Origin of the sequence: Bradyrhizobium sp. SEMIA (genome assembly GCF_014844175.1) — a bacterium.
In the GTDB taxonomy this organism is placed as follows: Bacteria; Pseudomonadota; Alphaproteobacteria; order Rhizobiales; family Xanthobacteraceae; genus Bradyrhizobium; species Bradyrhizobium arachidis.
Window position 1 is genome coordinate 4,142,096 of sequence record NZ_CP046601.1, and the last position, 23,297, is coordinate 4,165,392.

The window sequence follows — 23,297 nt, forward strand, 5'->3', positions numbered from 1 at the left end:
GATCATGCTCCACTCTAGTGCCCGGCCTCGTGGCTCATGCCCTGGACCGGTGCCGCGCTGATGTCGCTGCCGTGATGCACCAGCGGCTTGTTGCCGGTGATGGTTCTGAGCAGCACATAAAACACCGGCGTCAGGAACAGGCCGAACACGGTGACGCCGATCATGCCGGAGAACACCGCAACGCCCATGGCGCGCCGCATCTCCGAGCCCGCGCCGGTCGAGAGCACCAGCGGCAAGACGCCCATGATGAAGGCCATCGACGTCATCAGGATCGGACGAAGCCGCAGGCGGCTCGCCTCGATCGCGGCCCGGATCGGCGTGCGGCCGGCGAATTCGAGCTCGCGCGCGAATTCGACGATCAGGATCGCGTTCTTGGCGGACAGGCCGACCAGCACGATCAACCCGATCTGGGTGAAGACGTTGTTGTCGCCCTTGGAGATCCAGACGCCGAACATCGCAGCCAAGAGGCCCATCGGCACGATCATGATGATCGAGAGCGGCAGGGTCAGGCTCTCATAGAGCGCGGCCAGCACCAGGAACACCAGCAGGATCGCCAGCGGGAATACCCAGATGCCGGAATTGCCGGCGATGAACTCCTGATAGGTCAGGTCGGTCCATTCGAAGGCAAAGCCGGGCGGCAGCGTCTCCGCCGCGATCCGCGTCGCCGCCTCCTGGGCCTGGCCCGATGAGAAGCCGGGCGCGGCCGCCGCGTTGATGTCGGAGGACAGGAAGCCGTTGTAGCGGATCGCACGTTCGGGCCCCGCGCTCTGGCGGACTTTCAGCAGTGCGGACAGCGGCACCATGTCGCCGGACGACGAGCGCACCTTGAGCTGCCTGATGTCGTCGGCACGGGCGCGGAACGGCGCATCGGCCTGGACATAGACGGAGTAGGTGCGGCCAAACTTGTTGAAGTCGTTGACGTAGTAGGAGCCGAGGTAAATCTGCAGCGTGTTGAACACTTCCGTCACGGGTACCCCGAGCTGCAGCGCCTTGGTGCGGTCGATGTCGGCGAACAGCTGGGGCACGTTGACCTGGAAGCTCGAGAACACGCCGGCGATCTCCGGCGCCTTCTGCATCGCCGCCATGAACGCGTTGGTCGCCTCGTTCAGCGCCTCATAGCCGAGACCAGCACGGTCCTCGATCTGCAGCTTGAAGCCGCCGATGGTGCCGAGGCCGTTGACCGGCGGCGGCGGGAACATGGCGATGAAGGCTTCCTGGATCCCTGCATACTTCTTGTTCAGCTCGGCCGCGATCGCGGGCCCGCTGAGCGAGGGATCCTTGCGCTCGTCGAACGGTTTCAGCGTCGAGAACACGATGCCGGCGTTGGAGGAGTTGGTGAAGCCGGAGATCGACAGGCCGGGGAAGGCCACCGAGCTCTCGACACCGGGCTGGGTCAGCGCGATGTCGCTCATCTTGCGGATCACCTCTTCGGTTCGGTCGAGCGTGGCGCCGTCGGGCAGGCGGGCGAAGCCGACCAGATATTGCTTGTCCTGACCGGGCACGAAGCCGCTCGGCACCTGCTGGAACAGGAAGGCGGTGAGGCCGACCAGCAGCACATAGAGGCCCATCACCGCGGCCTTGCCCGAGATCACCTTGGTGACGGTGCCGCTGTAATTCTCCGACGAGCGCGTGAACGCCTTGTTGAAGCCGCGGAAGAACCAGCCAAGGCTCTTCTCCATGATGATCGTGAGCTTGTCCTTCGGCTCGTTGTGGCCCTTGAGCAGCAGCGCCGACAGCGCCGGCGACAAGGTCAGCGAGTTGACCGCGGAGATCACGGTCGAGATCGCAATCGTCAGCGCAAACTGCTTGTAGAACTGCCCGGTCAGGCCGGAGATGAAGGCGAGCGGCACGAACACTGCGATCAGCACCATCGCGATGGCGATGATCGGGCCGGAGACCTCGCGCATCGCCTGGTAGGTGGCATCGCGCGGCGACAGTCCGGCTTCGATGTTGCGCTCGACGTTCTCGACCACGACGATGGCGTCGTCGACGACGATGCCGATCGCGAGCACGAGGCCGAACAGGCTGAGGGCGTTGATCGAGAAGCCGAACACGTGCATCACCGCAAACGTGCCGACGATCGAGACCGGCACGGCGAGCAGGGGGATGATCGAGGCGCGCCAGGTCTGCAGGAACAGGATTACCACCAGCACCACCAGCGCGATCGCTTCCAGCAGCGTGTGGATCACGGCCTCGATCGAGGAGCGCACGAACTGGGTGGGATCGTAGACGATCTGGTAGGACACGCCCTCCGGCATGTTCTTCTTGATCTCGGCCATGGTGGCGCGGACATGGTCGGAGATCTGCAGCGCGTTGGAGCCAGGCGCCTGGAAGATCGGGATCGCCACCGCCTGCTTGTTGTCGAGCAGCGAGCGCAGGCCGTATTCGGAGGCGCCAAGCTCGATGCGCGCGACGTCGCGAAGACGAACCACTTCGCCGCGCGAGCCGGTCTTGACCACGATGTCGCCGAACTGCTCCTCGTTGGCGAGACGTCCCTCGGCGTTGACCGACAGTTGCAGGTCGATACCTTTGACGTTGGGGGAGGAGCCGACGACGCCGGCGGCGGCCTCGACGTTCTGCGCCTGGATCGCTTTCACGATATCGCTGGCGGTGAGGCCATGCTCGGCCGCCTTCTGCGGATCGACCCAGACCCGCATCGAATAGTCGCCGGCTCCATAGAGCTGGACGTCGCCGACGCCGTCGATCCGGGCGAGACGATCCTTGACGTTGAGCACCGCGTAATTGCGCAAATACGTCATGTCGTAGCGGCCGTTCGGCGACAGCAGATGCACCACCATGGTGAGGTCGGGCGACGACTTCTTGGTGATGATGCCGAGCTGGCGCACCACGGCGGGCAGGCGCGGCTCGGCCTGCTGCACGCGGTTCTGCACCAGCTGCGTCGCCTTGTCGGGGTCGGTGCCAAGGCGGAACGTCACCGTCAGCGTCATCGCGCCGTCGGTGGTCGCCTGGCTCGACATGTACAGCATGTTCTCGACGCCGTTGATCTGCTCCTCGATCGGCGTCGCGACAGTCTCCGCGATCACCTTGGGATTGGCGCCCGGATAGGTCGCGCGCACCACGACGGAGGGCGGCACGACGTCGGGGTATTCCGAGATCGGCATCGCGAACAGCGAGATCAGGCCGGCGAGGAAGATCAGCACCGACAGCACGCCGGCGAAAATCGGACGATCGATGAAGAACTTTGAGAGATTCATGGCTTTGCCCCTGGGCAATATCTTGGTCGTCTCCGCACAGCTCCGCCGTCATTCCGGGGCGCGCGACGCGCGAACCCGGAATCCAGAGGTGATGTGCTCGGAGTTTCGTGACGTCGTCATTCCGGGCTCGCGCTGCGTGCGCCCCGAAACGACGTAACTAGCGTTGCACCACGTCCTGGTTGCTGTGGTTGGAAGCCTGCTGCCCCCGCGCCCCCATCGCCGCGATCTCCGTCTTGAGTAGGGCGCCGGGACGCACGCGCTGCAAGCCGTTGACGACGATGCGGTCACCGGGCTTCAGGCCCGACGTCACGATACGAAGTCCATCGACGGCCCCGCCAAGCGTGACCGGCTGGTAGACCGCGCGGCTGTCGTTACCAACCGCCATCACGAACTTCTTGTCCTGGTCGGTGCCGATCGCACGCTCGTCGATCATCACCAGCGTCTGCTGCTTCGGCTGGCCCATGCGCACGCGCGCGAACTGGCCGGGGATCAGACGCCCGTCGTCGTTGGGGAACACCGCGCGGACGCGGATGGTGCCGCTCTGGCCGTTGACCTGGTTGTCGATGAGCTGGATGTGACCTTTCGCCGAAAGACCGCCTGATGTCGCCATCTCCACCGGGATCTGGTCGAGCTTGCCGCGCTGGCCCGTGCTGTCTGCGATCGAGTTCAACGCCCGCAGCACCACCTCTTCGTCCGCATCGAACGAGGCGTAGATCGGATTGACCGAGACCAGCGAAGTCAGCACCGGCGAAGCGGTGCCGGCGGCGACGAGATTGCCGACGGTGATCTCGAACTTGCCGACGCGGCCGTCCACCGGCGCGCGCACCTCGGTGTAGTCGAGATTGAGCTTTGCAGTCTGGAGCGTGGCCTCGGCCGCCTTCACATTGGCGATGGCTTCGCGATTGGCGTTGTCGCGCTGGTCGTAATCGCGCCGCGTGACCACGGCGTTGCCAACCAGCTGCGCGCCGCGCTCGAGCTCGCTCTGGGTGAAGACCACGCGGGCCTTGGCCGCCTCGAGCTGCGCGGCGGCCTTGTCGACCTCGGCGGCGTAGGGCGCCGGATCGATCTTGAACAGCACATCGCCGGCCTTCACCAGCGCGCCTTCGGTGAAGTTGGTCGACAGGATCGCGCCGGCGACGCGCGGGCGAAGCTCGACGCGTTGGATGGCCTCGAGCCGGCCGGAGAAATCGTCCCAAAGCACGGTCTGCTTTGGTTCGATCATGGCGACGGTGACGGAAACGGCCTGCTCAGCCGCGGCCGCGGTTGCGGTCGCCTGCGCGGCGCGAAAGTAGTGGCCGGTCGCGATCGAGCCGGCCACGGCGAGGGCGCCCACGACCGCAACGCCGCCAAGAAGGCGGCGGAAACGGCCGGCGCGGGGGGAGTTTTGCGAGGGATGCATTTGCGCGCTCCAGATATGTAGTGTTCACTACAGATGTGGAGCTGGATGTCGCAGTGCAAGATACTTATGTACCATTCACTAAGAAAATTGTAGCCGTATACCGCGACAATTGGAAGACGCCGAGAAAAGAAAGCTAGAACAAATAGATAGGATTTGGCGTTAAGCCTCCGGCAGAACGTGAAATCCGAGGAGACAGGCACATGGGCATGGGACGCCCCCGCGAATTCGACGCCGAAACGGCGTTGGACCAGGCGATGGAAGTGTTTTGGCGCCATGGCTATGAGGGCGCGACCATTGCCCAGCTCACCGAAGCCATGGGCATCAATCCCCCCAGCCTCTATGCCTGCTTCGGCAACAAGGAAGGCCTGCTTAAGGCCGCGCTCGACCGCTACACAAAACTGCGCGGCGTCTGGATGGACGAGGTGGTTGCGGCACCCACCGCCCGCGCGGTCGCCGAGCGGATGCTGATGGGCATTGCCGACAAGCAGACCGATCCCGCCAATCCGCCCGGCTGCCTGCTCGTGCAGGGCGGGATTGCCTGCGGCACCGGCTCCGAGAACGTCCCCTTCGAGCTCGCTGCGCGCCGCGCCCAGAACGAGGACCAGCTCCGCGAGCGCTTTGTCCGCGCCAAGGCGGAGGGCGATCTCAAGGATACGTCAGATCCGGCCGCGCTCGCGCGCTACGTTTCGGCCGTCTCCGTCGGCATGGGCGTGATGGCGTCCTCAGGCGCGGACCGCGAGGCGCTGCGGCAGGTCGCGAGCGTCGCGGTGCAGGCGGTCGAGGCGCAGTCGGCCGACCGAACCTGATTTATCTCGGCAACGCCGGCGGCGGCACGAAGCCGCCGAACTCGCGCTCGATCAGTCCGGCCAGCGCAATCGTCGTGCGGTCCTCCAGGTAAGGTCCGATGATCTGAACGCCGATTGGCAGGCCCGAAGGCGTGCGCTCGATCGGAACGGCGGTCGCCGGCAGTCCGCAGGTTGAGGCGGGATCGGCCCAGATGAAGCACGCATCGGAATAGTTGTAGAGCTTGCCATCAATGTCGAGCTTCCGCGCGTCGAACGGCTCGGAATGATCGTGCGGAAAGGCCGGTACGGCGGCGGCCGGATAGATCACCGCGTCGAACTCGCGGAAGAGCTGATGCCACTTTTGCTGCAGTTGCAGGCGCGCCGCGTCCGCCGCCAGCCAATCGCGATGGGTCATGCCCCAGCCGCGAGCGCGCTCGGCTTGCAGGCTGCGATCGTCGGGCGCGAGTGCCGCGGCAGCTTCTTGCGCCTCGGCGATGGTGTCAGGCGCGGGCTTCGCGCGCCGTTGAGCAACTTCATGTAGAGCCGCGCGGAGTCGGCGAGATCGGGCAGCGAGGCGCTCGCGCGCGCGACGCGTGCGCCCGAACGTTCGAGCCGCTCGGCCAATCGTCCAATGGCTGAGCGCACGGCGTTGCCCGTCGGCATCAGCGGATGGGTGTCGATCACGAGGATCCTGAAATCCATGAGCTGGGTGTGCCGCGGGGCGGGCAGCGCGAGGCGGTAGCCGACCCCGTCGCGCGTCTCGTCGGGGCCGGCAATCACGTCGAGCGATAACGCAAGGTCCGAAGCGGTCGCGCGCCATCGGCCCGACGACGGCGAGATCGCCCTGGCCGGGGACAGGCGGTGCCGGTGGCAGGCTGTATCCGCGCAACGGGACGAGGCCGAGGCTCGGCTTGTGTCCGAACACGCCGCAGAAATGCGAGGGCACCCGGATCGAACCGCCGATATCCGAGCCGATCGAGAGCGGACCGAACCCTGCGGCCAGCGCCGCCCCGCATCCGCCCGAGGAGCCGCCCCGGCGAGCGGCCGAGGTCCCACGGATTGTTGGTCGCCCTGTAGATCTCGTTGTAGCTCTGGAAATCCCTGAGGCCGATCGGGATGTTGGTCTTGCCGATGATGACGGCGCCCGCCGCCTTCAGCCGCGAGACGAGGAGGGCGTCCTCGGCCGGCTTGAAATCCCTGAAATGCGGAAAGCCCCATGTCGTCGGCAAGCCGGCGACGTTGAATGGCTCTTTGAGGGTTACGGGGATGCCGAGCAGCGGCAGCCGCTCGCCGCGTCCAAGCGCGTCATCGGCGGCCCGCGCAGCGTCTCTGGCCCGATCGAAATCGCGGACGATGATCGCGTTGATCGGCCCGTCCAGCGCCTCGATGCGGGCGATCGTGTGTTCGAGCAGCTCCGACGCAGAAATCTTGCGGGCGTGCAGGGCGCCGACGAGTGTACCGATTGAGCCGTAGCTCAGGTCAGCGGCATCTGCGGTCATCACGCGCTCCCATTGCATCGCATCGCGTATCGAGCATCCAATGTTAAGAGCAGAATGAGGAGGGGTGCAACGGGAGCCAGACCTGCCCGCCGGTCGGGGCTGCGAAGGGGCACCGGCGGCTCCACAGCGTCATGGCCGGGCTTGTCCCGGCCATCCACGTCTTGCTATGCGCGCACGGAGAACGTGGATGCCCGGGACAAGCCCGGGCATGACGACCTCGTGTGCGGAGGTGCAGCGCCACCAGGACGCCGAGAGATGAAGTCAGGACGCTTCCTTCAGCACCGGCGAAGCTGTTTCCTCCGCCTTCAGCTCCTCGAGACTGCGATGCCTGGGCTCGATGCCGAGCGACCAGACCGTGATGATCTGCACCACCAGGAGGCCGATCATCAGCGCCATCACGCCGGCGACGCCCCGCGTCTCGAACAGCGAGACCACGAGGAACGGCGTGACGATGGTAGCGCCGCGCCCCAGCGTGTTGACGATGCCGGAGGCGCGCAGGCGGACCTCGGTCGGAAACAGTTCGGGGATGTAGATGCCGAACAGCAGGGCGACCAGGACGTAGATCGGCACGGTCAGTGCGAAGCCCACGGCCGGCAGCAGGATCGGGTCCGAGATCATGGGGTAGAGGATGCCCAAGGCCACCGTGATCAGCGAGGCGCCGATGATGGTCGGCTTGCGGCCCCAGCGGTCGCGGTCAGCGCGCCGATGGCCGAGCCGATCGGCGCGCCGAGCGCCATCAGCAGCGAATAGCCGAACGAGGTCGCGATCGAGAGGCCCTGCTTGACGAAGAACACGGGCAGCCATGTCACGAAGCCGTACAGCAGGGTGTTGATCGTGATCAGGCAGACCGAGCCGACGATCATCCGCGACAGCAGGGGTGCGGTGAACAGCGTGCCGAGATCGGCGGCGACGGGGACTGACGTGACAGGCGCGGGAGCAGGCAGGGGCTGGCCTTGCGCTGCCTCCTTCTCGATGGCCTGCATCAGCGCTTCCGCCTCAGTGGTGCGCCCGACGGCTTCCAGCCAGCGCGGCGATTCCGGCAGCGACTTGCGCATGTACCAGACGACGAGCGCGCCGACGCCGCCGAGCACGAACATCGAACGCCAGCCGAATTGCGGCACCAACACGGATGCGACGAGCAACGCCACGGGCAGTCCGGTGACGACGCACACGGTGGTGAAGCCGAGCCATTTGCCGCGGGTGCGCGCGGGCACGAATTCCGTCATCGTCGAATAGCCGACGACGTTCTCCGCACCTAAGCCAACGCCCATCACGAAGCGGCAGGCGATCAGGAAGGCCATGTTCGGCGAGAACGCGGCGGCGAGGGAGGCCAGGCCGAAGAGGAGCAAATTGAACTGATAGGTGAAGCGGCGGCCGTAGCGATCGCCGAGGAAGCCGGTGCCGAACGATCCGAGCATCATGCCGACGAAGGTCGCCGAGATGAACGCCGCGTTCTGGGCGAGGGTCGAAAAGCCCGTCTTCAGCGTCACGCTGAGCACGGTCCCGGCGATGTAGATGTCAAAACCGTCGAAAAACATGCCGATGCCGATCAGCAGCATGATGCGGCGATGGAATGGCCCGATCGGCAGCCGGTCCAGACGGCTGCCTGCGTTCACCGATGTCGACATATACGCTCTCCCTTGACTGTTGTTCTGGTTGATGCGGCCCGCCTTCTCTGGGCGGTCAGCCGCTCCTGGTCTCTGCTAGTTCAATCGCTTCTGGTTGGCCGTGTCGCGGTACCAGTCGAACGGCTGCTCGTGGGTCGCGACCATCACGCTCTTGGTGTTGAAATGGTCGTTGAAGCTCTCGGTGCCGCATTCGCGGCCGATGCCGGAATCGTCGACGCCGCCCCAGGGCGAGGCCGGGTCGAGCCGGTGATGATCGTTGATCCAGACGATGCCGGCCTTGACCGACGCCGCGACGCGGTGGGCGCGGGCGACGTCGCGGGTGCGGATCGCAGCGGCCAGGCCAAACGGCGAGTCGTTGGCAAGCCGCAGCGCATCGGCCTCGTCCTTGAACGGCGTCACCGAGGTGAACGGGCCGAACACTTCCTCCTGGAAGATCCGCATGTCGGATTTGACGTCGGCGAACACCGTCGGCTCGACGAAATAGCCGTTGTCGTGGCCCGGCACCTTCGCCGCAACGCCGCCGGTGACGAGACGCGCACCGTCGGCGTGACCATAGCCCACATAGCTGAGCACGCGGTCGCGCTGCCGGGCCGAGATCACGGGACCCATCTGGGTGCTGGGATCGAAGGGATCGCCGACGCGGATCGTGCGGGTCTTGGCCTGCAGCTTCTCGACGAATTCGTCGTAGATCGAGGCCTGGACGATATGGCGCGAGGCGCAGACGCAGGTCTGTCCGGCACCGATGAAGGCGCCAAACGCGGCGTAGTTGACGGCGCGATCGACGTCGAAATCGTCGAACACCATCACCGGCGTCTTGCCGCCGAGCTCCATGGTCTGATGCGCAAACACCTTTGCGGCCGCGCTGCCGGCGATGCGGCCGGCCTCGGTGCCGCCGGTCAGCACCAGCTTGTTGATGTCGCCGTGTTCGGCCAGCATCTTGCCGGCGCTCTGGCCGAGGCCGAGAACGATGTTGAAGACGCCGGGCGGCAGGCCTGCTTCGGTGAAGATCTGCGCGAGCTTCAGGGTCGTCAGCGGCGTGTATTCGGAGGGCTTGACCACGGTGACGCAGCCGGTCGCCAGCACCACGGCGAGCGACTTGCACAGGATCATCAGCGGATGATTGAACGGCGTGCAATTGGCGACAATGCCGATCGGCGTGCGAAGCGTGTAGTTCAGATAGGCGCCCTCAACGGGGATCACGGAGTCGCGGCGCGACAAAGCGAGGCCGGCGAAGTAGCGGAAGAAATCCGGCAGGCGGGAGAGCTGGGCGCGGGTCTCGTTGACCGGGCGGCCATTGTTGAGGGTCTCCAGCCGGTACAGGCTGTCGAGATTGGCCTCGAACGCGTCGGCGAGCTTGTTGACGAGCCTCGCCCGCGCACGCGTGTCCATTCCGCCCCAGGCATTGCCTTCGAATGCGGCGCGCGCGCTTTTCATGGCACGGTCGATGTCTTCGGCGGTGGAATTGGGAATGCGCGCGATCACGTCGCCGGTCGCGGGATTGCGGACGTCCAGCATCGCGCCGGCTCCGGCCTCGACTTCACGCCCATCGATGAAATTGCCGTGGATTTCGACGTCGATCGACGCGGGTTTTGACGGGATGTTCATGACGACCTCTCTTCGACGATGACGGCGTTACGCTTGAGCGCCGGCAGAACGCGTTTTTCGGTGGCCCCGATATGGGCCTTGATGATGCGCGCGGCGGTTCGCGTCTCGCGCCGCTGCATGGCGTTGATCAGGGCGACATGCTCGGCAACGAGCTTCGCCGGGTCATGGCCTTTCAGATTGGAGATGCTGACACGGACCAGCCGGTCGGCCTGGCCGATCAGGTCGCACAGCGCGGTGGCCATGCGGCGATTGCCGGAGGCATGAGCCAGCGCGGTGTGGAAGCCGCGATTGTAGGCGATGAAGTCCTCGTGATTGCCGGAGAAGCGGCGGAATTCGTCGAGCGACTTCAAGACGCTGTCGGGCGCGCTTTCGATCGCCTCGGCGACGCAGGCCGGCTCCAGCGCAAGACGGAAGCGCAGGAGGTCGCGGGCATCGGACAGCGAGATCGGCGTGACCCGGTAGCCCTGGCGCGGCTGCACCGTCACGAGGTGCTCGCGCTGCAGCCGCAATAGCGCGTCCCGGACCGGTTGCCGGCTCACGTCATAGCGCTCGGCGAGGTCCTGCTCGCGCATTTCATCGCCCGGCGCAAGGCGACAAGCTAAAATATCAGACCTGAGTCGATCGTAGATATTTTCGCGCAAAAGCATGATTTGATCTCTCTCGTTGGCGTTAATATCTCAATCGTGATATTTCACGTCAAGGGCTAATTGCTTGAATTCCCTGATAGTTGATTTATCAATCAGGGCCTCCAGGGCGCGCGAAAAGGCACGTGAACTGCCGACCAAGTGAAGGAAAGACCGGATATGGACAGGCTTCTTGCCAACGGGACCGTCAACGCCGCGCAATCGGGCGAGGGGCCGCCGTTGTTCCTCTTCCACTCGCTGTTGTCGGACCGCGCGAGCTTTGATGCGATCGTGCCGGAGCTTCGTACGCGCTTCCGCACCATCGTGCCGGAGCTGCCGGGCTTTGGCCGCTCACAGGCAGTCGAAGGCGGCCTTGCGGCGGTCGCCGACCGGATGGCGGAGGCCGTGCGCGATGCCGCCGGCGGCGCGCCGGCGATCGCGCTCGGCAATGGCTATGGCGGGTTCGTCGCGCTGCAGATGGCGATCCGGCATCCGGCAATCGCCAGCAAGCTTGTTCTCGCCGACAGCGGCGCGGCGTTCTCGGAGCCCGGCCGCGAGGCGTTTCGCAATATGGCGAAAGCGTCGCGCGAGAAAGGATTGGAAGCCATCACCGACGTCGCGATGCGGCGCCTGTTCGCGCCCGAATTTCAGGAGCAGCATCCTGAGCTGATGCAGGATCGTCGCGCAGCGTTTCTGCGGACGGATCCCGATGTGTTTCGCGCTGCATGCGATGCATTGGCAAGCCTCGATCTCCGCGGCGAGCTTGCCGCGGTGAAGGTCCCGGTGCTCGTTCTGGTCGGTGAGCACGACGAGGCGACGCCGCCACCAATGTCGCGTGAGCTCGCCGCCGGATTGCCGCGCGCCGAGCTCAAGGTCATTCCAGGCTGCGCCCACGTGCCGCAGCTTCAAGCGCCGCGGCAGTTCCTCGCAGATCTCGAGGGTTTCCTGCTCTGACCGGGGCCTTGCAGAAAGCCGGCTGGTGCTCGAAACGCCCATGCCTTCCGAACGGTTAATGGTTCGGCCCGGCGGCGACTTCGAAATCGGGAGCGTTGCATGATGCTCCTGTTTTGCCCGACGGGTCAAAGGTCGGCGCCGGCTCGGCTTGCGCCGTTCGGGGCGAAATTCGTCAATGATTTGTACTGTGCATGGGGTTGTTTTCGCGTTTCTGGTTTGAGCCCTCGCTGCTGTCCGCATTGAAGCGGACCTCCTAAGAGTTTTTACACACAGTTCTGGCAGCTTCCTGCGCGTCAATATCCGCAACCTGCATCGTCGCCTCTCATTGTGCGCACGAAAAGACGGGACCCGCGGGCATCGAGGGGGCGTAAGCCATGACTGCACTTGCTTCGGACGCCGGTCGCGCGAGAAGTGGGATCGTGCCGATCCTGCTGTGCGTCGTGCCGTTCAGCCAGATTCCGCTCGATGCCTACACGCCCGGCCTGCCGCAGATGGTGGTCGATCTCGCGACCGATTCCGCCTCGATGCAGAACACCGTCACCGCCTACATGCTCGGCATGAGCCTGGCGCTGGTGCCCGTCGGTATCGCCTCCGATACGCTCGGCCGCCGTAACGTCCTGCTCGCAGGGCTGTCGGTACTGATCGCGATGAGCATCGCCTGCGCGCTCGCCACCAGCGCCTCGCTGCTGCTGAGCTTGCGCTTCCTGCAAGGCATCGGCGGCTGCACCTGCCTCGTCGTCGCCTATGCGGTGGCGGCTGACTGCTTTCGCGGCCGTGAGCTCACCGCGATCTCTGGTCTGCTCGGCGCTGCCTGGGGCCTTGCGCCAGTGCTTGCGCCAGCCGCCGGCGGCTTCATCGTCGAGCTGACCTCGTGGCGCGGCGTCTTCGTCGTCATCGCGGTCGCCGCGGCCATCGTCGCCACTATCGTCGTATTTCTTCTGCCCGAAACGCTGCCCACAGATCGCCGCGCGCCGTTCGATCCACGCCGCACCGCCGGCATTCTTCGCGATGCTCTGGTCCGTCCGGGCTTCCTCGCTTTCGTGCTGGTGTTTGCGGCCGCTGCAAGCGCGCAGCTCGCGTTCGGCGTCGTTGCGCCGTTCTTCTACCAGACCGGCCTCGGCTATTCGGCGGCCATCTACGGCCTCGTCGCGCTTGGCCTTGGCGGCGTCAATCTGGCCGGCGAGCTCGGCTGCGCGCATTTCGCGCGCTTCATGCCGGCCCGCGTCATGGGGTTTGGCGCCTTCGCGCTGTTCCTTGCCGGCGCCGCAGTCCTCGCTGCGACCGGCATGACCGTGGGCCTTAATTTTACGTCGATCACGATCGGCGGCGCGCTGGTGCTCGGCGGCTGCGGCGTGCTGTGCCCGATGATGTACGGCATGGCGCTCGGGCTGTTCGAGCGCGACCACGGCCTGATCGGCGGCCTCATCAGCGCGCTCTGCTATCTCGCCGTCAGCGGCGCCATGGCGATCGCGGCGGTGCTGCCTGAATCGACGCAGGCGCCGATCGGCTGGCTCTATCTCGGCCTCTGCGCCATCGCGGGCGCGCTGCTTGCGATCTCGCTGCCCTCGGCGCGCAACGCCACACAGACTTAAGGAAGGAACCTCCTCATGACCACCGTCGGTATTCGCGGCACGTTTTTCGACTTCGTCGACGATCCCTGGAAGCACATCGGCAACGAGCAGGCCGCCGCGCGCTTCCATCAGGACGGCCTCATGATCGTCACGGACGGCGTGATCAAGGCGTTCGGTCCCTATGACAAGGTCGCCGCCGCGCATCCCGGCGTCGAGGTCACCCATATCAAAGACCGCATCATCCTGCCGGGCTTCATCGACGGCCACATCCATCTGCCGCAGACCCGCGTGTTAGGCGCCTATGGCGAGCAGCTGCTGCCGTGGCTGCAGAAGTCGATCTACCCCGAGGAGATCAAGTACAAGGATCGCAACTACGCGCGCGAGGGCGTGAAGCGTTTTCTCGACGCACTGCTAGCCGCCGGCACCACCACCTGCCAGGCCTTCACCAGCTCATCGCCGGTCTCGACCGAAGAGCTGTTCGAGGAAGCCAGCAGACGCAACATGCGCGTGATCGCGGGCCTCACCGGCATCGACCGCAACGCGCCGGCCGAGTTCATCGACACGCCCGAGAACTTCTATCGCGACAGCAAGCGGCTGATCGCAGAGTATCACAACAAGGGCCGCAATCTCTACGCCATCACGCCCCGTTTCGCCTTCGGCGCTTCGCCGGAGCTACTGAAAGCGTGCCAGCGCCTCAAGCACGAGCATCCGGATTGCTGGGTCAACACCCACATCTCCGAGAACCCGGCCGAATGCACCGGCGTGCTGGTTGAGCATCCGGACTGCCAGGACTATCTCGGCGTCTACGAGAAATTCGACCTGGTCGGTCCGAAATTTTCCGGCGGTCACGGCGTCTATCTCTCGAACAACGAGTTCCGCCGCATGTCGAAGAAGGGCGCGGCGGTGGTGTTCTGCCCATGCTCGAACCTGTTCCTCGGCAGCGGCCTGTTCCGCCTCGGCCGCGCCACCGATCCCGAGCATCGCGTCAAGATGTCGTTCGGCACCGACGTCGGCGGCGGCAATCGCTTCTCGATGATCGCCGTGCTCGACGACGCCTATAAGGTCGGCATGTGCAACAACACGCTGCTTGACGGCAGCATCGATCCGGCGCGCAAGGATCTTGCCGAGGCCGAGCGCAACAAGCTCTCGCCCTATCGCGGCTTCTGGTCGGTCACGCTCGGCGGTGCCGAAGGCCTCTATATCGACGACAAGCTCGGCAACTTCGAGCCCGGCAAGGAGGCTGATTTCGTCGCGCTCGATCCGAATGCTGGCCAGCTGGCGCAGCCCTGGCACCAGTCGCTGGTTGCGGACGGTGCCGGTCCGCGCACGGTCGACGAGGCCGCGAACATGCTGTTCGCCGTCATGATGGTCGGCGACGACCGCTGCGTCGACGAGACCTGGGTGATGGGCAAGCGCCTCTACAAGAAGAGCTGAAGCCGCTGCCCATGAGCGCATCTCCCGATACGGCCAGCCAGCCGGTCGCTCTCGTCATCCAGCGCCGTATCGCGGACGATGGCTTCGCCGCGTTCGCGCGCTGGAACGGCGAGGTCGGCGAGGCGCTCAAGACCTGGCCCGGCTTCCTCAGCCAGGAGGTGGTGCCGCCGCAGCCGCCGGCGCATGTCGATTGGGTGACCATCCTGCGTTTCGCAAACCCGGCCGCGGCACGCGCCTGGCTCCAGAGCGAGGTGCGGGCGAAGCTGATCGGAGAGGTGCAGCGCTTCTTCGTCGGTTCGGAGGATGTCCATATCCTGCCCGACACCGGCGTTCAGCGCGACAATGCGGTCTCCGCCGTGATCTCCTTCAAGGTGCCCGACGGGCTCGAGGATGCGTTCCTTAAGTGGCAGCAGCGCATCCAGGCCGCGGAAGCCGAATTCAGGGGATTCCTGCGCCACAAGATCGAGCGGCCGATTCCGGGCCTGCACGACGAGTGGATCATCATCCTGTCGTTCGACAGCGATGCCAATCTCAACACCTGGCTCGACTCGCCGTTGCGCCAGACGCTGCTGAAGGACGGCGAGCGCTTCAACGCCGGCATGAACGTGAAGCGGGCGAGCTACGGCTTCAATTTCTGGTTTCCGGCCGGCAAGGTTGAGGCACCGGAGCAGGGGCCTGGCTTCATCTGGAAGAGCAATCTCATCGTGCTGCTGGTGCTCTATCCCGTCGTGTATCTCTGGGGCTACTTCATCAGCAGACCTCTGATCGACAGTCATGGCGTGCCGGTCTGGCTGTCGCTCTTCATCGGCAATCTCGTCAGCACCCAGCTGCTCGGCTGGTGGCTGGTGCCCGCCGCCTTCAAGGCATTGGACTGGTGGATCACGCCGAAGGCGACGATCAGTCGCCAGATCGCGGGCTATGCGCTGCTCGCCGCGCTCTATGCCGCCTCGATGGGCCTGTACGCGCTGCTGCTTGCGTGGCATTGGGGACGGTGAGGCCGTCCGTCGATTGAAGGCGGCTTCAAACCGCTGGATAATTGACGCCCATGTTCGCCCTGACATTTCTCGGCACCTCCGCCAGCGTTCCCTCCGCGGAACGCAACCATCCGGCGCTGCTCGTGGAAGCCGCTGGCAGACGTATCCTGGTCGATTGCGGCGAGGGCACGCAGCGCCAGCTGCTGCGCAGTGGTGCAGGCTTCCGGCGGCTCGATCGCATCCTGCTGACGCACGGCCATCTCGACCACGTGCTCGGCATCCCCGGCTTGTTCTCGACATTGGGCTTGCGCCAGAGCGCCGAGGTGATGACGGTTCATGCCGGACCGGGCACGCTCGACCTCGTCATCCGCATGCTGGCAGGCCTGTGGGGCGCGGGCAGGGCACCGATCCCGGTTGAGTTCGCGCCGCTGGCCGAAGGACAGGTCCTCGACGCCGGCGACTTCACCATCGACTGTTTTCCGGTTCGCCATCGCGACACCGACAGCTTTGGCTTCGCGTTCCAAAGCCCCGCACGCCGTCATCTTCTGTCCGATCGCCTCGCGGCGCTTGGTGTTCCCGACGGTCCCATGCGCGGAGGGCTCGCCGCGGGACGGCCGGTTGTGATCGATGACCGAACCGTCGATCCGGAGGACGTGCTGGGGCCTCCGAGCGGCGGCAAGAAGCTTGTCGTCATCGGCGACACCGAGACTACCGAGGGACTGTCGCAATACGTTGCAGATGCCGACTTGTTGGTGATCGAGGCGACGTTCCTCGATCGCGACGCGTCGACCGCACGCGATTACGGCCATCTCACCGCGGCGGTGGCGGCGTCCTTTGCGGCCGCGAACAACGTCGGCCAGCTCGTGCTGACCCATATGTCGGGGCGCTACGAGGACGACGAGATCCTGACCGAAGCGGCGAGGATCTTCCCGAACAGCCGGATCGCCGCCGATTTCGACCACATCGTGATCTAACGACCGCGGTCAGCTCGACAGCCCCGACTTGATCGCGATATCCTGCACCTTGGTCGTCGCCTGCATCAGTCGCGGCAGGGCCTGGTCGCGAAACGACGGCATGTCCATGCGCATGGCATCGACGGTGACGCTCAATCCGCCGATCACGAGACCTTGCGCGTCGAAGATCGGCGTTGCCAGCGTACGCAGGCCATACGCGTTCTCGCCGTCGGAGACGGCATGGCCCTTCTTCTTCACCTGATCGAGCCGGGCGAGTAGGGCATCGAGATCGGTCAACGTTCGCTCCGACAGTTTTACGCGGGGCCGTGCCTCCAGCCGCGCGATCTGCTCGTCGCGGGCCAGGTGCGCCAGCATGACATGGCCGAGCGCGGCGCTGTAGGCGGGAATGCGCGTGCCCGGCCGCCGGTCCATCTTGTGGCGGTCGAGGCCGGCGCCGACGCGGGCGAGATAGACCACGTCGCCGCGTCGAGGATGCCGAGCGAGGCGGCATCGCCGACCTCAGGCACGAGGTCGCGCAGCAGCGGCTCGACGATGGTGCGCAAGGATCCGTGCGACAGCACAGTGTAGCCGAGGTCGAGACAGGCGACGCCGAGGCGGAACCGTCGGCTCTGGGGCACGGCCTGGAGATAGCCGAGCTCGACCAGGGTCTGGATCAGCCGGAACGCGGTTCCGCGATCGAGATCGGCGCGTGCGGCAATCTCACTCAGGGTGAGTTCGAAGGCCTCGCTAGTGAAACTCTTGAGCACGGCAAACGCCTTGCCGACGGAGGCGACGTAGTTCTTGGGATTTTTTGCGCTCGCTTCCGATGCGTGCTCGGTGGTCTTCTTGTCGACCTTGGCCATGCCTGAATGCCCCGCCATGACAGCCATCGCCCTTGACGCGGGCATCGGCTGATTTTACGACAGGCCAATCCAATAACAAATGTTCGCATTCCGAACAACATCGATTTGGCGATCGGAGGAAGTTTTGTCGACATCATCGCTGCACCCCCATGGTGTGTTCTCTGCCGCGCTGACGCCGCTCGACGCCGAGCTTGCGCCCGATCATGCACGCTTCGTCGCACATTGCCGCTATCTCCTTGATGAAGGCTGCGACGGCATCGCGCTGCTCGGCACCACGGGGGAGGCGAACTCCTTCTCCATCGCCGAGCGCACAGCGCTGCTGGAGGCCGCGATCGCGGGCGGCATCAGGCCGAACCAGCTGCTGCCGGGCACCGGCGTCGCCGCGTTCACCGACACCGTCGTACTGACGCGCCACGCGCTTTCGGTCGGCGTCGACACCGTGGTGATGCTGCCGCCGTTCTACTACAAGAACGTCAGCGATGACGGCGTCTATGCCGCCTATAGCGAGATCGTGCAACGCATTGGCGATGCCAGGCTCAAGATCGTGCTCTATCACTATCCGCAGATGTCGGCGCAGCCGATCTCGCATGCGCTGATCGAGCGGTTGCGCAAGGCCTATCCGGCGACGTTCACCGGCATCAAGGATTCGTCCGGCGACTTCGCCAACATGACTGCGATGGTCGAGCGCTTCCCCGGGTTCTCGGTCCTCGGCGGCGCCGATCCGCTGATGCTCCCGCTGCTGCGCAAAGGCGGTGGAGGCTGCATCACGGCGACCTCCAACATCGTCGCGCGCAGTCTCGCCTATGTCTTCAAGCACTTCGGCGATAGCGATGACGATCCGGCGCTCAAGGCGGCGCAGGTGCGCATCGTGAAGGCGCGCGAGCTGGTTTCGCGCTTCCCGCAGATGGCCTCGCTGAAGGCGTTGGCTGCCGACCGGACCGGCCATGCCGGATGGAAGCGCCTGAGGCCGCCGCTGGAGTCCCTGCCGGCGGAGCAGGAGAAAGAGCTGCTTGCGAATGCCGCGGCATTCGCGCCGGCGGCTAACCTGGGCACGGCGACGAGGCGATCCGATGTCTGACTCCTTCCAGGATGCGCTTTCGGGGCTTGCCGCACTCGTCGGCGACAAGCACGTCATCGCGTCCGGAGCCGACCAGGAGCCTTACGTGGTGGACTGGCGCGGACGCTATCACGGCCGCGCCGTTGCAGTGGCGAGGCCTGGCTCGACCGCCGAGGTCGCCTCCGTCGTCAAGTTCTGCGCCGATAGGCAGTTCGCGATCGTGCCCCAGGGCGGCAACACCGGCATGTGCGGGGCGGCAACGCCCGATGATCGCGCCGGCAATGTAGTGATCCGGCTCGACCGCATGCGGGCCGTGCGGGACGTCAGTCCGCTCGCCAATACGATCACGGTCGAGGCCGGCTGCATCCTCGCCGAAGTGCAGAACGCGGCGAAGGCCGTCGATCGCTATTTCCCCCTGAGCCTCGGCGCGGAGGGCTCCTGCCAGATCGGCGGCAATATCTCGACCAATGCCGGCGGTACGGCCGTGCTGCGCTACGGACCGACGCGCGATCTCGTGCTCGGGCTGGAGGTGGTGCTGCCCGATGGTCGTATCTTCAACGGGCTGCGCGCGCTGCGCAAGGACAACACGGGCTACGCGCTCAAACAGCTCTTCATCGGCGCGGAGGGCACGCTCGGCATCGTCACGGCGGCGGTGCTGAAACTATTCGCGCCGCAGCGCAGCTCGGCCTTGGCGCTGTTGAAATTGCAAGGCGTCGAGCAGGCGCTCGAGATCATGCAGCGCCTGCGCGGCGCAATCGGCGACCGGCTCGGCAGCCTCGAGATCATGTCGCGCGCGCAGATCGAGGCGATCGCCGAGACCGTGCCGCATGTCACGATCCCGTTCGCGCTGACGACGCCGTGGTATCTGATCGTCGAGCTCACCGACACGCTCGCGGGTATCGATCTCGACGAGCCGCTGGCCACGGTGCTCGCGGAGGCGATGGAAGCCGGGCTCGCCGAGGATGTCATCCTGGCCTCGAACCTCGCGCAGGCGAAGGCGATCTGGGCGGTCAGGCACAGCGTGTCCGAAGGCAACAAGCGCAGCGGCTATGTGGTCTCGCATGACAGTGTGGTGCCACTGGAGCGCCAGGCGGCTTTCGTCAACAATGTCGAAGCCCGGATCAAGGCCGCCGTACCGCATGCAAACGTCGTGATGCACGGCCATATCGGTGACGGCAATATCCATGTGATCGCTCTGATCGACCGGGCGCGTTGTCAGGATCCGGCCGCCACGGCGGCGCTGGTGGCTGAGATCAACGAGATCGTCGACGACGAGACCGCGGCGCAAGGCGGGGCGATTAGCGCCGAACATGGCATCGGCATCTCCAATCGTGGCCGGCTCGCCCGCGTCACCGATCCCCTCGACATCGCGCTGATGCGCGACATCAAGAATCTGCTCGATCCGAATGGCCTGATGAATCCGGGCAAGATTTTTGCTGCGGGAGGCGCGCGAGCATGACCAGCGTCCGCCTGCTTGCCGACGATCTCACCGGCGCGCTCGACACCGCGGCGGAGTTCGTCGGCCTGTGCGGACCGTTCGACGTCACGTGGCCAGAAGCACTTGCGGCACACGGCGGCGGGAGCCTCGCGATCGACAGCGGCACCCGTGAGCGCTCGAAGGTGGAGAGCGTCGAGATCGTCGCCCGGCTGGCGCCGTTGCTTCAGGGCGCGACCATTGCCTACAAGAAGGTCGACAGCCTCCTGCGCGGGGTGTGGGCCGCCGAGCTTGGCGCCTGCCTGCGCAGCGGCCATTGGGCCTCGTGCGTCGTCGCGCCCGCCTTCGATTATCAGGGGCGCCGCACCGTCGAGGGCCAGCAATTTGCACGCACGGTGCAGGGCGAGTGGCATCGCGTCGGCGACAATCTCCTGACCCAACTCAAGCTTGAGGGGATCGAGGCGCGGCAGGGTGGTCCCGATACGCTAGCGCTGGGTGGCGTTCAGGTGTTCGATGCCGAGAGCGATCTTGATCTCGACCGCGTCGTCGAGATGGTGCGGAACATGCCGGGGCCGTTGCTGTGGTGCGGAAGCGGCGGATTGGCCGGCGCGCTCGCCCGCAGCCATCGCGCCAATGCGCCGAGACAGTTGAAGCGGCCGGTGCTGGGGCTGTTCGGCTCCGACCAACCGACCACCGGATCGCAGCTCGCCGCGTGCGGCGAAGCGACGATCGCGCTTGCCGAAGGTGAGGGCGCGGCGCCGGTTCAGCGCAAGCTGACTGAAGACGGCGTGGCGCTGGTCAAGTTCGCGCTCGCCGAAGGCTTGACGCGTACCGAGGCGGCGCAGCGGATCGCGCGCGAAATGACGACGCTGATCGCTGCGCTCGAACCGCCAGGCACGCTGATCGTTGCCGGCGGAGAGACCTTGAAGGCCGTATGCCTTGCCCTTGGCGCGCATGCGCTTGAGGTGACCGGGCGCATCGTGCCGGGATTGCCGCGCTCGGTGCTGCAAGGCGGGCGCTGGGCCGGCGTCGACATCATCTCGAAATCCGGCGCGTTCGGCCCCAGCGAGCTGTGGCGCGATCTGCTCCGGGATAATCATCTGCTGAACATGGGGAGTCCGACATGACCTCTCGCCATCTTGCCATCACCATGGGCGATCCGGCCGGGATCGGACCGGAGATCATCGTCAAGGCCTGCGTCGGGCTGAAGGATCGCATCGCCAAGGGCGATCTGCGCATCCTGATCATCGGCAGCGGTGCGGCGCTCGATGGCGCCAAGGCCGCGCTCGGTGCTGATGTTGCAATCCCGCAGGTCACCGCGGACGATCGCGACTGGCCCAACCTCTGCTACCTGCAGGCCGATGCCGAGGGCGACCCGATCAAGCCGGGCGTGCTCAGCGCCGATGGTGGCCGCTTCGCCTACAAGGCGATCGAACAGGGCGTGCGCCTGACCCAGGCGGGCCGCACCACGGCGATCGTCACGGCGCCGCTGAACAAGGAAGCGCTCAACAAGGCCGGCTATCACTTCCCCGGCCATACCGAGATGCTGGCGCATCTTACCGGCGTGCGCGGCTCGGTGATGCTGCTCGCCCACGGCAACATGCGCGTCAGCCATGTCTCGACCCATGTGGCATTGGAAGACGTGCCGAAGCGTCTGACGCCGGAACGGCTGCGCATGGTGATCGACCTCACCAATGACGCGCTGCGCCGGCTCGGCATCGCGAAGCCGAAGATCGCGATTGCCGCGCTCAATCCGCATGCCGGCGAGGGTGGTCTGTTCGGCCGGCAGGATATCGACGTGTCGACACCGACGATCGCGAAGGCGGTTGCGGATGGTCTCGACGTCGTCGGCCCGGTGCCGGGCGATACCATCTTCGTCAAGCTGCGCGCCGGCCAGTTCGACGCGGCGGTCGCGATGTATCACGATCAGGGGCACATCCCGGTCAAGCTGCTCGGCTTCCAGGTCGATCCCGCCACCGGCCGCTGGCAGGAGCTGTCCGGCGTCAACATCACGCTCGGCCTGCCGATCATCCGGACCTCTGTCGATCACGGCACCGCCTTCGACATCGCCGGCAAGGGCATCGCCAACGAGCACAGCCTGATCGAGGCCATCGACTATGCCGAGCGGCTGGCCGCCGGCGCCTCCAAGTAACGAGATCGAGCCCACGATGACCAACGCCTTCACGCCCATCGAAATCCTCCGTCCCACCATCCTGGAGTTCGGCAACGGCACGATCACCGCAGCGGCGCGCTTTGCCGAACGGATCGGCGCCAAGCGCCCGCTGGTGATCTCCGATCCGTTCAATGCGCGCCGCGTCGATACGCTGGCGCTGCCCGGCGCCGTCAAAGTGTTCGGCGACGTCAAGCCCGAGCCGGACCTGCCCAATCTCGAGAAGGCGGTGGCGATGGCGAAGGAGGCGAAGCCCGATCTCGTCGTCGGCTTCGGCGGCGGCAGCGCGATGGATCTCGCCAAGCTCGTCGCGGTGATGTGCACGTCTGATGTGGCCTTCGCCGACATCGTCGGGCCGGAGAAGGTCGCCGGCCGCAGTGTCGCGCTGATGCAGATCCCGACCACCTCCGGCACCGGCAGTGAAGCCGGCACCCGCGCGCTCGTCACCGATCCCGTCAGCCAGAACAAGCAGGCGGTGCAGAGCCGCTTCATGCTGGCCGATATCGCGATCGTCGATCCCGATTTGACGATGACCGTGCCGAAGGAGGTGACCGCGGCGACCGGCGTCGATGCGCTGGCGCATTGCGTCGAGGCCTATACCAGCCGCAAGGCGCATCCCACGATCGACCTTTACGCGCTCGAAGGCGCGCGGCTGGTCGGACGCTACCTCGAGCGCGCGGTAGCCGATGGCGGCGATCGCGAGGCACGCGCGGGCCTGTCCCTGGCCTCGCTCTATGGCGGCTATTGCCTCGGGCCGGTGAACACGACCGCGGGCCATGCCGTGGCCTATCCGCTCGGCACGCGGCATCACGTGGCGCATGGCCTCGCCTGCGCGGTGATCTTCCCGCACACGCTGGCTTTCAACATGCCCGCGATGGAGGAGAAGACAGCCGCCGTGCTGGCCGCGCTTGGCCTGCCGCAGCAGCGCGATGCGAAGCTCGCGTTCGATGCGACCTACGCGTTCTGCAAGAATCTCGGCATCGAGATGCGGCTGTCCGCGCTCGGCGTGCCCAAGAGCGATCTCGGTGTGATGGCCGACGAGGCGCACGCCATCCGCCGCCTGCTCGACAACAACCCGCGTGATCTCAGCCGGGACGCGATCCTGAACATGTATGAGACCGCGTTCTAACAG

At 65.7% G+C, this 23,297-nt stretch carries 17 protein-coding genes and 2 pseudogenes; 11 read left to right on the forward strand and 8 right to left on the reverse strand.

Features of this window, described 5'->3' with window-relative positions:
• Positions 1–14: 14 nt before the first annotated feature.
• Complete coding sequence (locus FOM02_RS20340; RefSeq protein ID WP_027557352.1) at positions 15–3,215, reverse strand: efflux RND transporter permease subunit; 3,201 nt, start codon at positions 3,213–3,215, stop codon at positions 15–17.
• Between the two features lie 157 nt (positions 3,216–3,372).
• Entirely contained in the window at positions 3,373–4,614 is a 1,242-nt protein-coding gene (locus FOM02_RS20345) for an efflux RND transporter periplasmic adaptor subunit (protein ID WP_027557353.1), read from the reverse strand.
• A gap of 200 nt (positions 4,615–4,814) precedes the next feature.
• On the opposite strand from FOM02_RS20345, the gene FOM02_RS20350 reads away from it, so the two are divergent.
• Positions 4,815–5,420 carry a TetR/AcrR family transcriptional regulator gene (locus FOM02_RS20350; protein ID WP_027557354.1) on the forward strand — a complete coding sequence of 202 codons (606 nt, stop codon included), beginning with the start codon at positions 4,815–4,817 and terminating at the stop codon, positions 5,418–5,420.
• Between the two features lies 1 nt (position 5,421).
• Here the strand turns inward: FOM02_RS20350 and FOM02_RS20355 are convergent.
• The 4 genes and pseudogenes from FOM02_RS20355 to FOM02_RS20370 form a co-directional block, all read right to left on the reverse strand.
• Positions 5,422–6,898 (reverse strand): annotated as a pseudogene (locus FOM02_RS20355) (amidase).
• A 261-nt stretch (positions 6,899–7,159) separates the two neighbouring features.
• Positions 7,160–8,526: pseudogene (locus FOM02_RS20360) on the reverse strand (MFS transporter).
• 75 nt (positions 8,527–8,601) lie between these two features.
• Complete coding sequence (locus FOM02_RS20365) at positions 8,602–10,131, reverse strand: aldehyde dehydrogenase (protein ID WP_027557357.1); 1,530 nt, start codon at positions 10,129–10,131, stop codon at positions 8,602–8,604.
• On the reverse strand, positions 10,128–10,778 hold the full coding sequence (locus tag FOM02_RS20370; protein WP_027557358.1) for a GntR family transcriptional regulator: 651 nt from the start codon (positions 10,776–10,778) through the stop codon (positions 10,128–10,130). Before FOM02_RS20370 ends, FOM02_RS20365 begins: the two co-directional genes overlap by 4 nt.
• A gap of 156 nt (positions 10,779–10,934) precedes the next feature.
• Between FOM02_RS20370 and FOM02_RS20375 the strand changes: the two genes are divergently transcribed.
• The 5 genes from FOM02_RS20375 (at position 10,935) to rnz (ending at position 16,661) form a co-directional block, all read left to right on the forward strand.
• Complete coding sequence (locus FOM02_RS20375) at positions 10,935–11,708, forward strand: alpha/beta fold hydrolase (protein ID WP_027557359.1); 774 nt, start codon at positions 10,935–10,937, stop codon at positions 11,706–11,708.
• A gap of 374 nt (positions 11,709–12,082) precedes the next feature.
• On the forward strand, positions 12,083–13,300 hold the full coding sequence (locus tag FOM02_RS20380) for a multidrug effflux MFS transporter (protein ID WP_027557360.1): 1,218 nt from the start codon (positions 12,083–12,085) through the stop codon (positions 13,298–13,300).
• 15 nt (positions 13,301–13,315) lie between these two features.
• Positions 13,316–14,713 carry a guanine deaminase gene (gene guaD / locus FOM02_RS20385; RefSeq protein WP_027557361.1) on the forward strand — a complete coding sequence of 466 codons (1,398 nt, stop codon included), beginning with the start codon at positions 13,316–13,318 and terminating at the stop codon, positions 14,711–14,713.
• An 11-nt stretch (positions 14,714–14,724) separates the two neighbouring features.
• On the forward strand, positions 14,725–15,708 hold the full coding sequence (locus tag FOM02_RS20390; RefSeq protein ID WP_265442097.1) for an antibiotic biosynthesis monooxygenase: 984 nt from the start codon (positions 14,725–14,727) through the stop codon (positions 15,706–15,708).
• A 50-nt stretch (positions 15,709–15,758) separates the two neighbouring features.
• Complete coding sequence (gene rnz, locus FOM02_RS20395; RefSeq protein ID WP_027557362.1) at positions 15,759–16,661, forward strand: ribonuclease Z; 903 nt, start codon at positions 15,759–15,761, stop codon at positions 16,659–16,661.
• A 9-nt stretch (positions 16,662–16,670) separates the two neighbouring features.
• On the opposite strand, the gene FOM02_RS20400 is transcribed toward rnz, so the two are convergent.
• Together FOM02_RS20400 and FOM02_RS20405 are read right to left on the reverse strand one after the other, a co-directional pair.
• The gene (locus FOM02_RS20400; RefSeq protein ID WP_322596978.1) at positions 16,671–17,072 is read right to left on the reverse strand and encodes an IclR family transcriptional regulator C-terminal domain-containing protein; all 402 of its coding nucleotides are present in this window, start codon (positions 17,070–17,072) and stop codon (positions 16,671–16,673) included.
• The gene (locus tag FOM02_RS20405; protein WP_265442099.1) at positions 16,955–17,521 is read right to left on the reverse strand and encodes an IclR family transcriptional regulator; all 567 of its coding nucleotides are present in this window, start codon (positions 17,519–17,521) and stop codon (positions 16,955–16,957) included. The genes FOM02_RS20400 and FOM02_RS20405 overlap by 118 nt, the downstream gene beginning before the upstream one ends.
• A gap of 106 nt (positions 17,522–17,627) precedes the next feature.
• Here FOM02_RS20405 and FOM02_RS20410 point away from each other — a divergent pair, with 106 nt between their 5' ends.
• Genes FOM02_RS20410 through FOM02_RS20430 form a run of 5 tightly spaced genes read left to right on the forward strand, consistent with a single transcriptional unit; the run spans position 17,628 to position 23,294 of the window.
• On the forward strand, positions 17,628–18,581 hold the full coding sequence (locus FOM02_RS20410; RefSeq protein WP_265442100.1) for a dihydrodipicolinate synthase family protein: 954 nt from the start codon (positions 17,628–17,630) through the stop codon (positions 18,579–18,581).
• A complete protein-coding gene (locus FOM02_RS20415) occupies positions 18,574–20,019 on the forward strand; it encodes an FAD-binding oxidoreductase (RefSeq protein ID WP_027557365.1) in 1,446 nt (481 codons plus the stop codon). The genes FOM02_RS20410 and FOM02_RS20415 overlap by 8 nt, the downstream gene beginning before the upstream one ends.
• Positions 20,016–21,122: a four-carbon acid sugar kinase family protein gene (locus tag FOM02_RS20420; RefSeq protein WP_027557366.1), complete on the forward strand. Its 1,107-nt coding sequence runs from the start codon at positions 20,016–20,018 to the stop codon at positions 21,120–21,122. The genes FOM02_RS20415 and FOM02_RS20420 overlap by 4 nt, the downstream gene beginning before the upstream one ends.
• The gene (pdxA, locus tag FOM02_RS20425) at positions 21,119–22,147 is read left to right on the forward strand and encodes a 4-hydroxythreonine-4-phosphate dehydrogenase PdxA (protein ID WP_027557367.1); all 1,029 of its coding nucleotides are present in this window, start codon (positions 21,119–21,121) and stop codon (positions 22,145–22,147) included. Before FOM02_RS20420 ends, pdxA begins: the two co-directional genes overlap by 4 nt.
• A gap of 16 nt (positions 22,148–22,163) precedes the next feature.
• Positions 22,164–23,294 (forward strand): iron-containing alcohol dehydrogenase, encoded by a 1,131-nt coding sequence (locus tag FOM02_RS20430; protein ID WP_027557368.1) that lies wholly within the window; start codon positions 22,164–22,166, stop codon positions 23,292–23,294.
• Positions 23,295–23,297 lie beyond the last annotated feature (3 nt).

Bases quoted from the DNA above. Each gene is read 5' to 3' on its own strand.
- FOM02_RS20340 (WP_027557352.1), bottom strand. From the start codon at position 3,215: ATGAATCTCTCAAAGTTCTTCATCGATCGTCCGATTTTCGCCGGCGTG.
- FOM02_RS20345 (WP_027557353.1), bottom strand. From the start codon at position 4,614: ATGCATCCCTCGCAAAACTCCCCCCGCGCCGGCCGTTTCCGCCGCCTT.
- FOM02_RS20350 (WP_027557354.1), top strand. From the start codon at position 4,815: ATGGGCATGGGACGCCCCCGCGAATTCGACGCCGAAACGGCGTTGGAC.
- FOM02_RS20365 (WP_027557357.1), bottom strand. From the start codon at position 10,131: ATGAACATCCCGTCAAAACCCGCGTCGATCGACGTCGAAATCCACGGC.
- FOM02_RS20370 (WP_027557358.1), bottom strand. From the start codon at position 10,778: ATGCTTTTGCGCGAAAATATCTACGATCGACTCAGGTCTGATATTTTA.
- FOM02_RS20375 (WP_027557359.1), top strand. From the start codon at position 10,935: ATGGACAGGCTTCTTGCCAACGGGACCGTCAACGCCGCGCAATCGGGC.
- FOM02_RS20380 (WP_027557360.1), top strand. From the start codon at position 12,083: ATGACTGCACTTGCTTCGGACGCCGGTCGCGCGAGAAGTGGGATCGTG.
- guaD (WP_027557361.1), top strand. From the start codon at position 13,316: ATGACCACCGTCGGTATTCGCGGCACGTTTTTCGACTTCGTCGACGAT.
- FOM02_RS20390 (WP_265442097.1), top strand. From the start codon at position 14,725: ATGAGCGCATCTCCCGATACGGCCAGCCAGCCGGTCGCTCTCGTCATC.
- rnz (WP_027557362.1), top strand. From the start codon at position 15,759: ATGTTCGCCCTGACATTTCTCGGCACCTCCGCCAGCGTTCCCTCCGCG.
- FOM02_RS20400 (WP_322596978.1), bottom strand. From the start codon at position 17,072: ATGGACCGGCGGCCGGGCACGCGCATTCCCGCCTACAGCGCCGCGCTC.
- FOM02_RS20405 (WP_265442099.1), bottom strand. From the start codon at position 17,521: ATGGCGGGGCATTCAGGCATGGCCAAGGTCGACAAGAAGACCACCGAG.
- FOM02_RS20415 (WP_027557365.1), top strand. From the start codon at position 18,574: ATGTCTGACTCCTTCCAGGATGCGCTTTCGGGGCTTGCCGCACTCGTC.
- FOM02_RS20420 (WP_027557366.1), top strand. From the start codon at position 20,016: ATGACCAGCGTCCGCCTGCTTGCCGACGATCTCACCGGCGCGCTCGAC.
- pdxA (WP_027557367.1), top strand. From the start codon at position 21,119: ATGACCTCTCGCCATCTTGCCATCACCATGGGCGATCCGGCCGGGATC.
- FOM02_RS20430 (WP_027557368.1), top strand. From the start codon at position 22,164: ATGACCAACGCCTTCACGCCCATCGAAATCCTCCGTCCCACCATCCTG.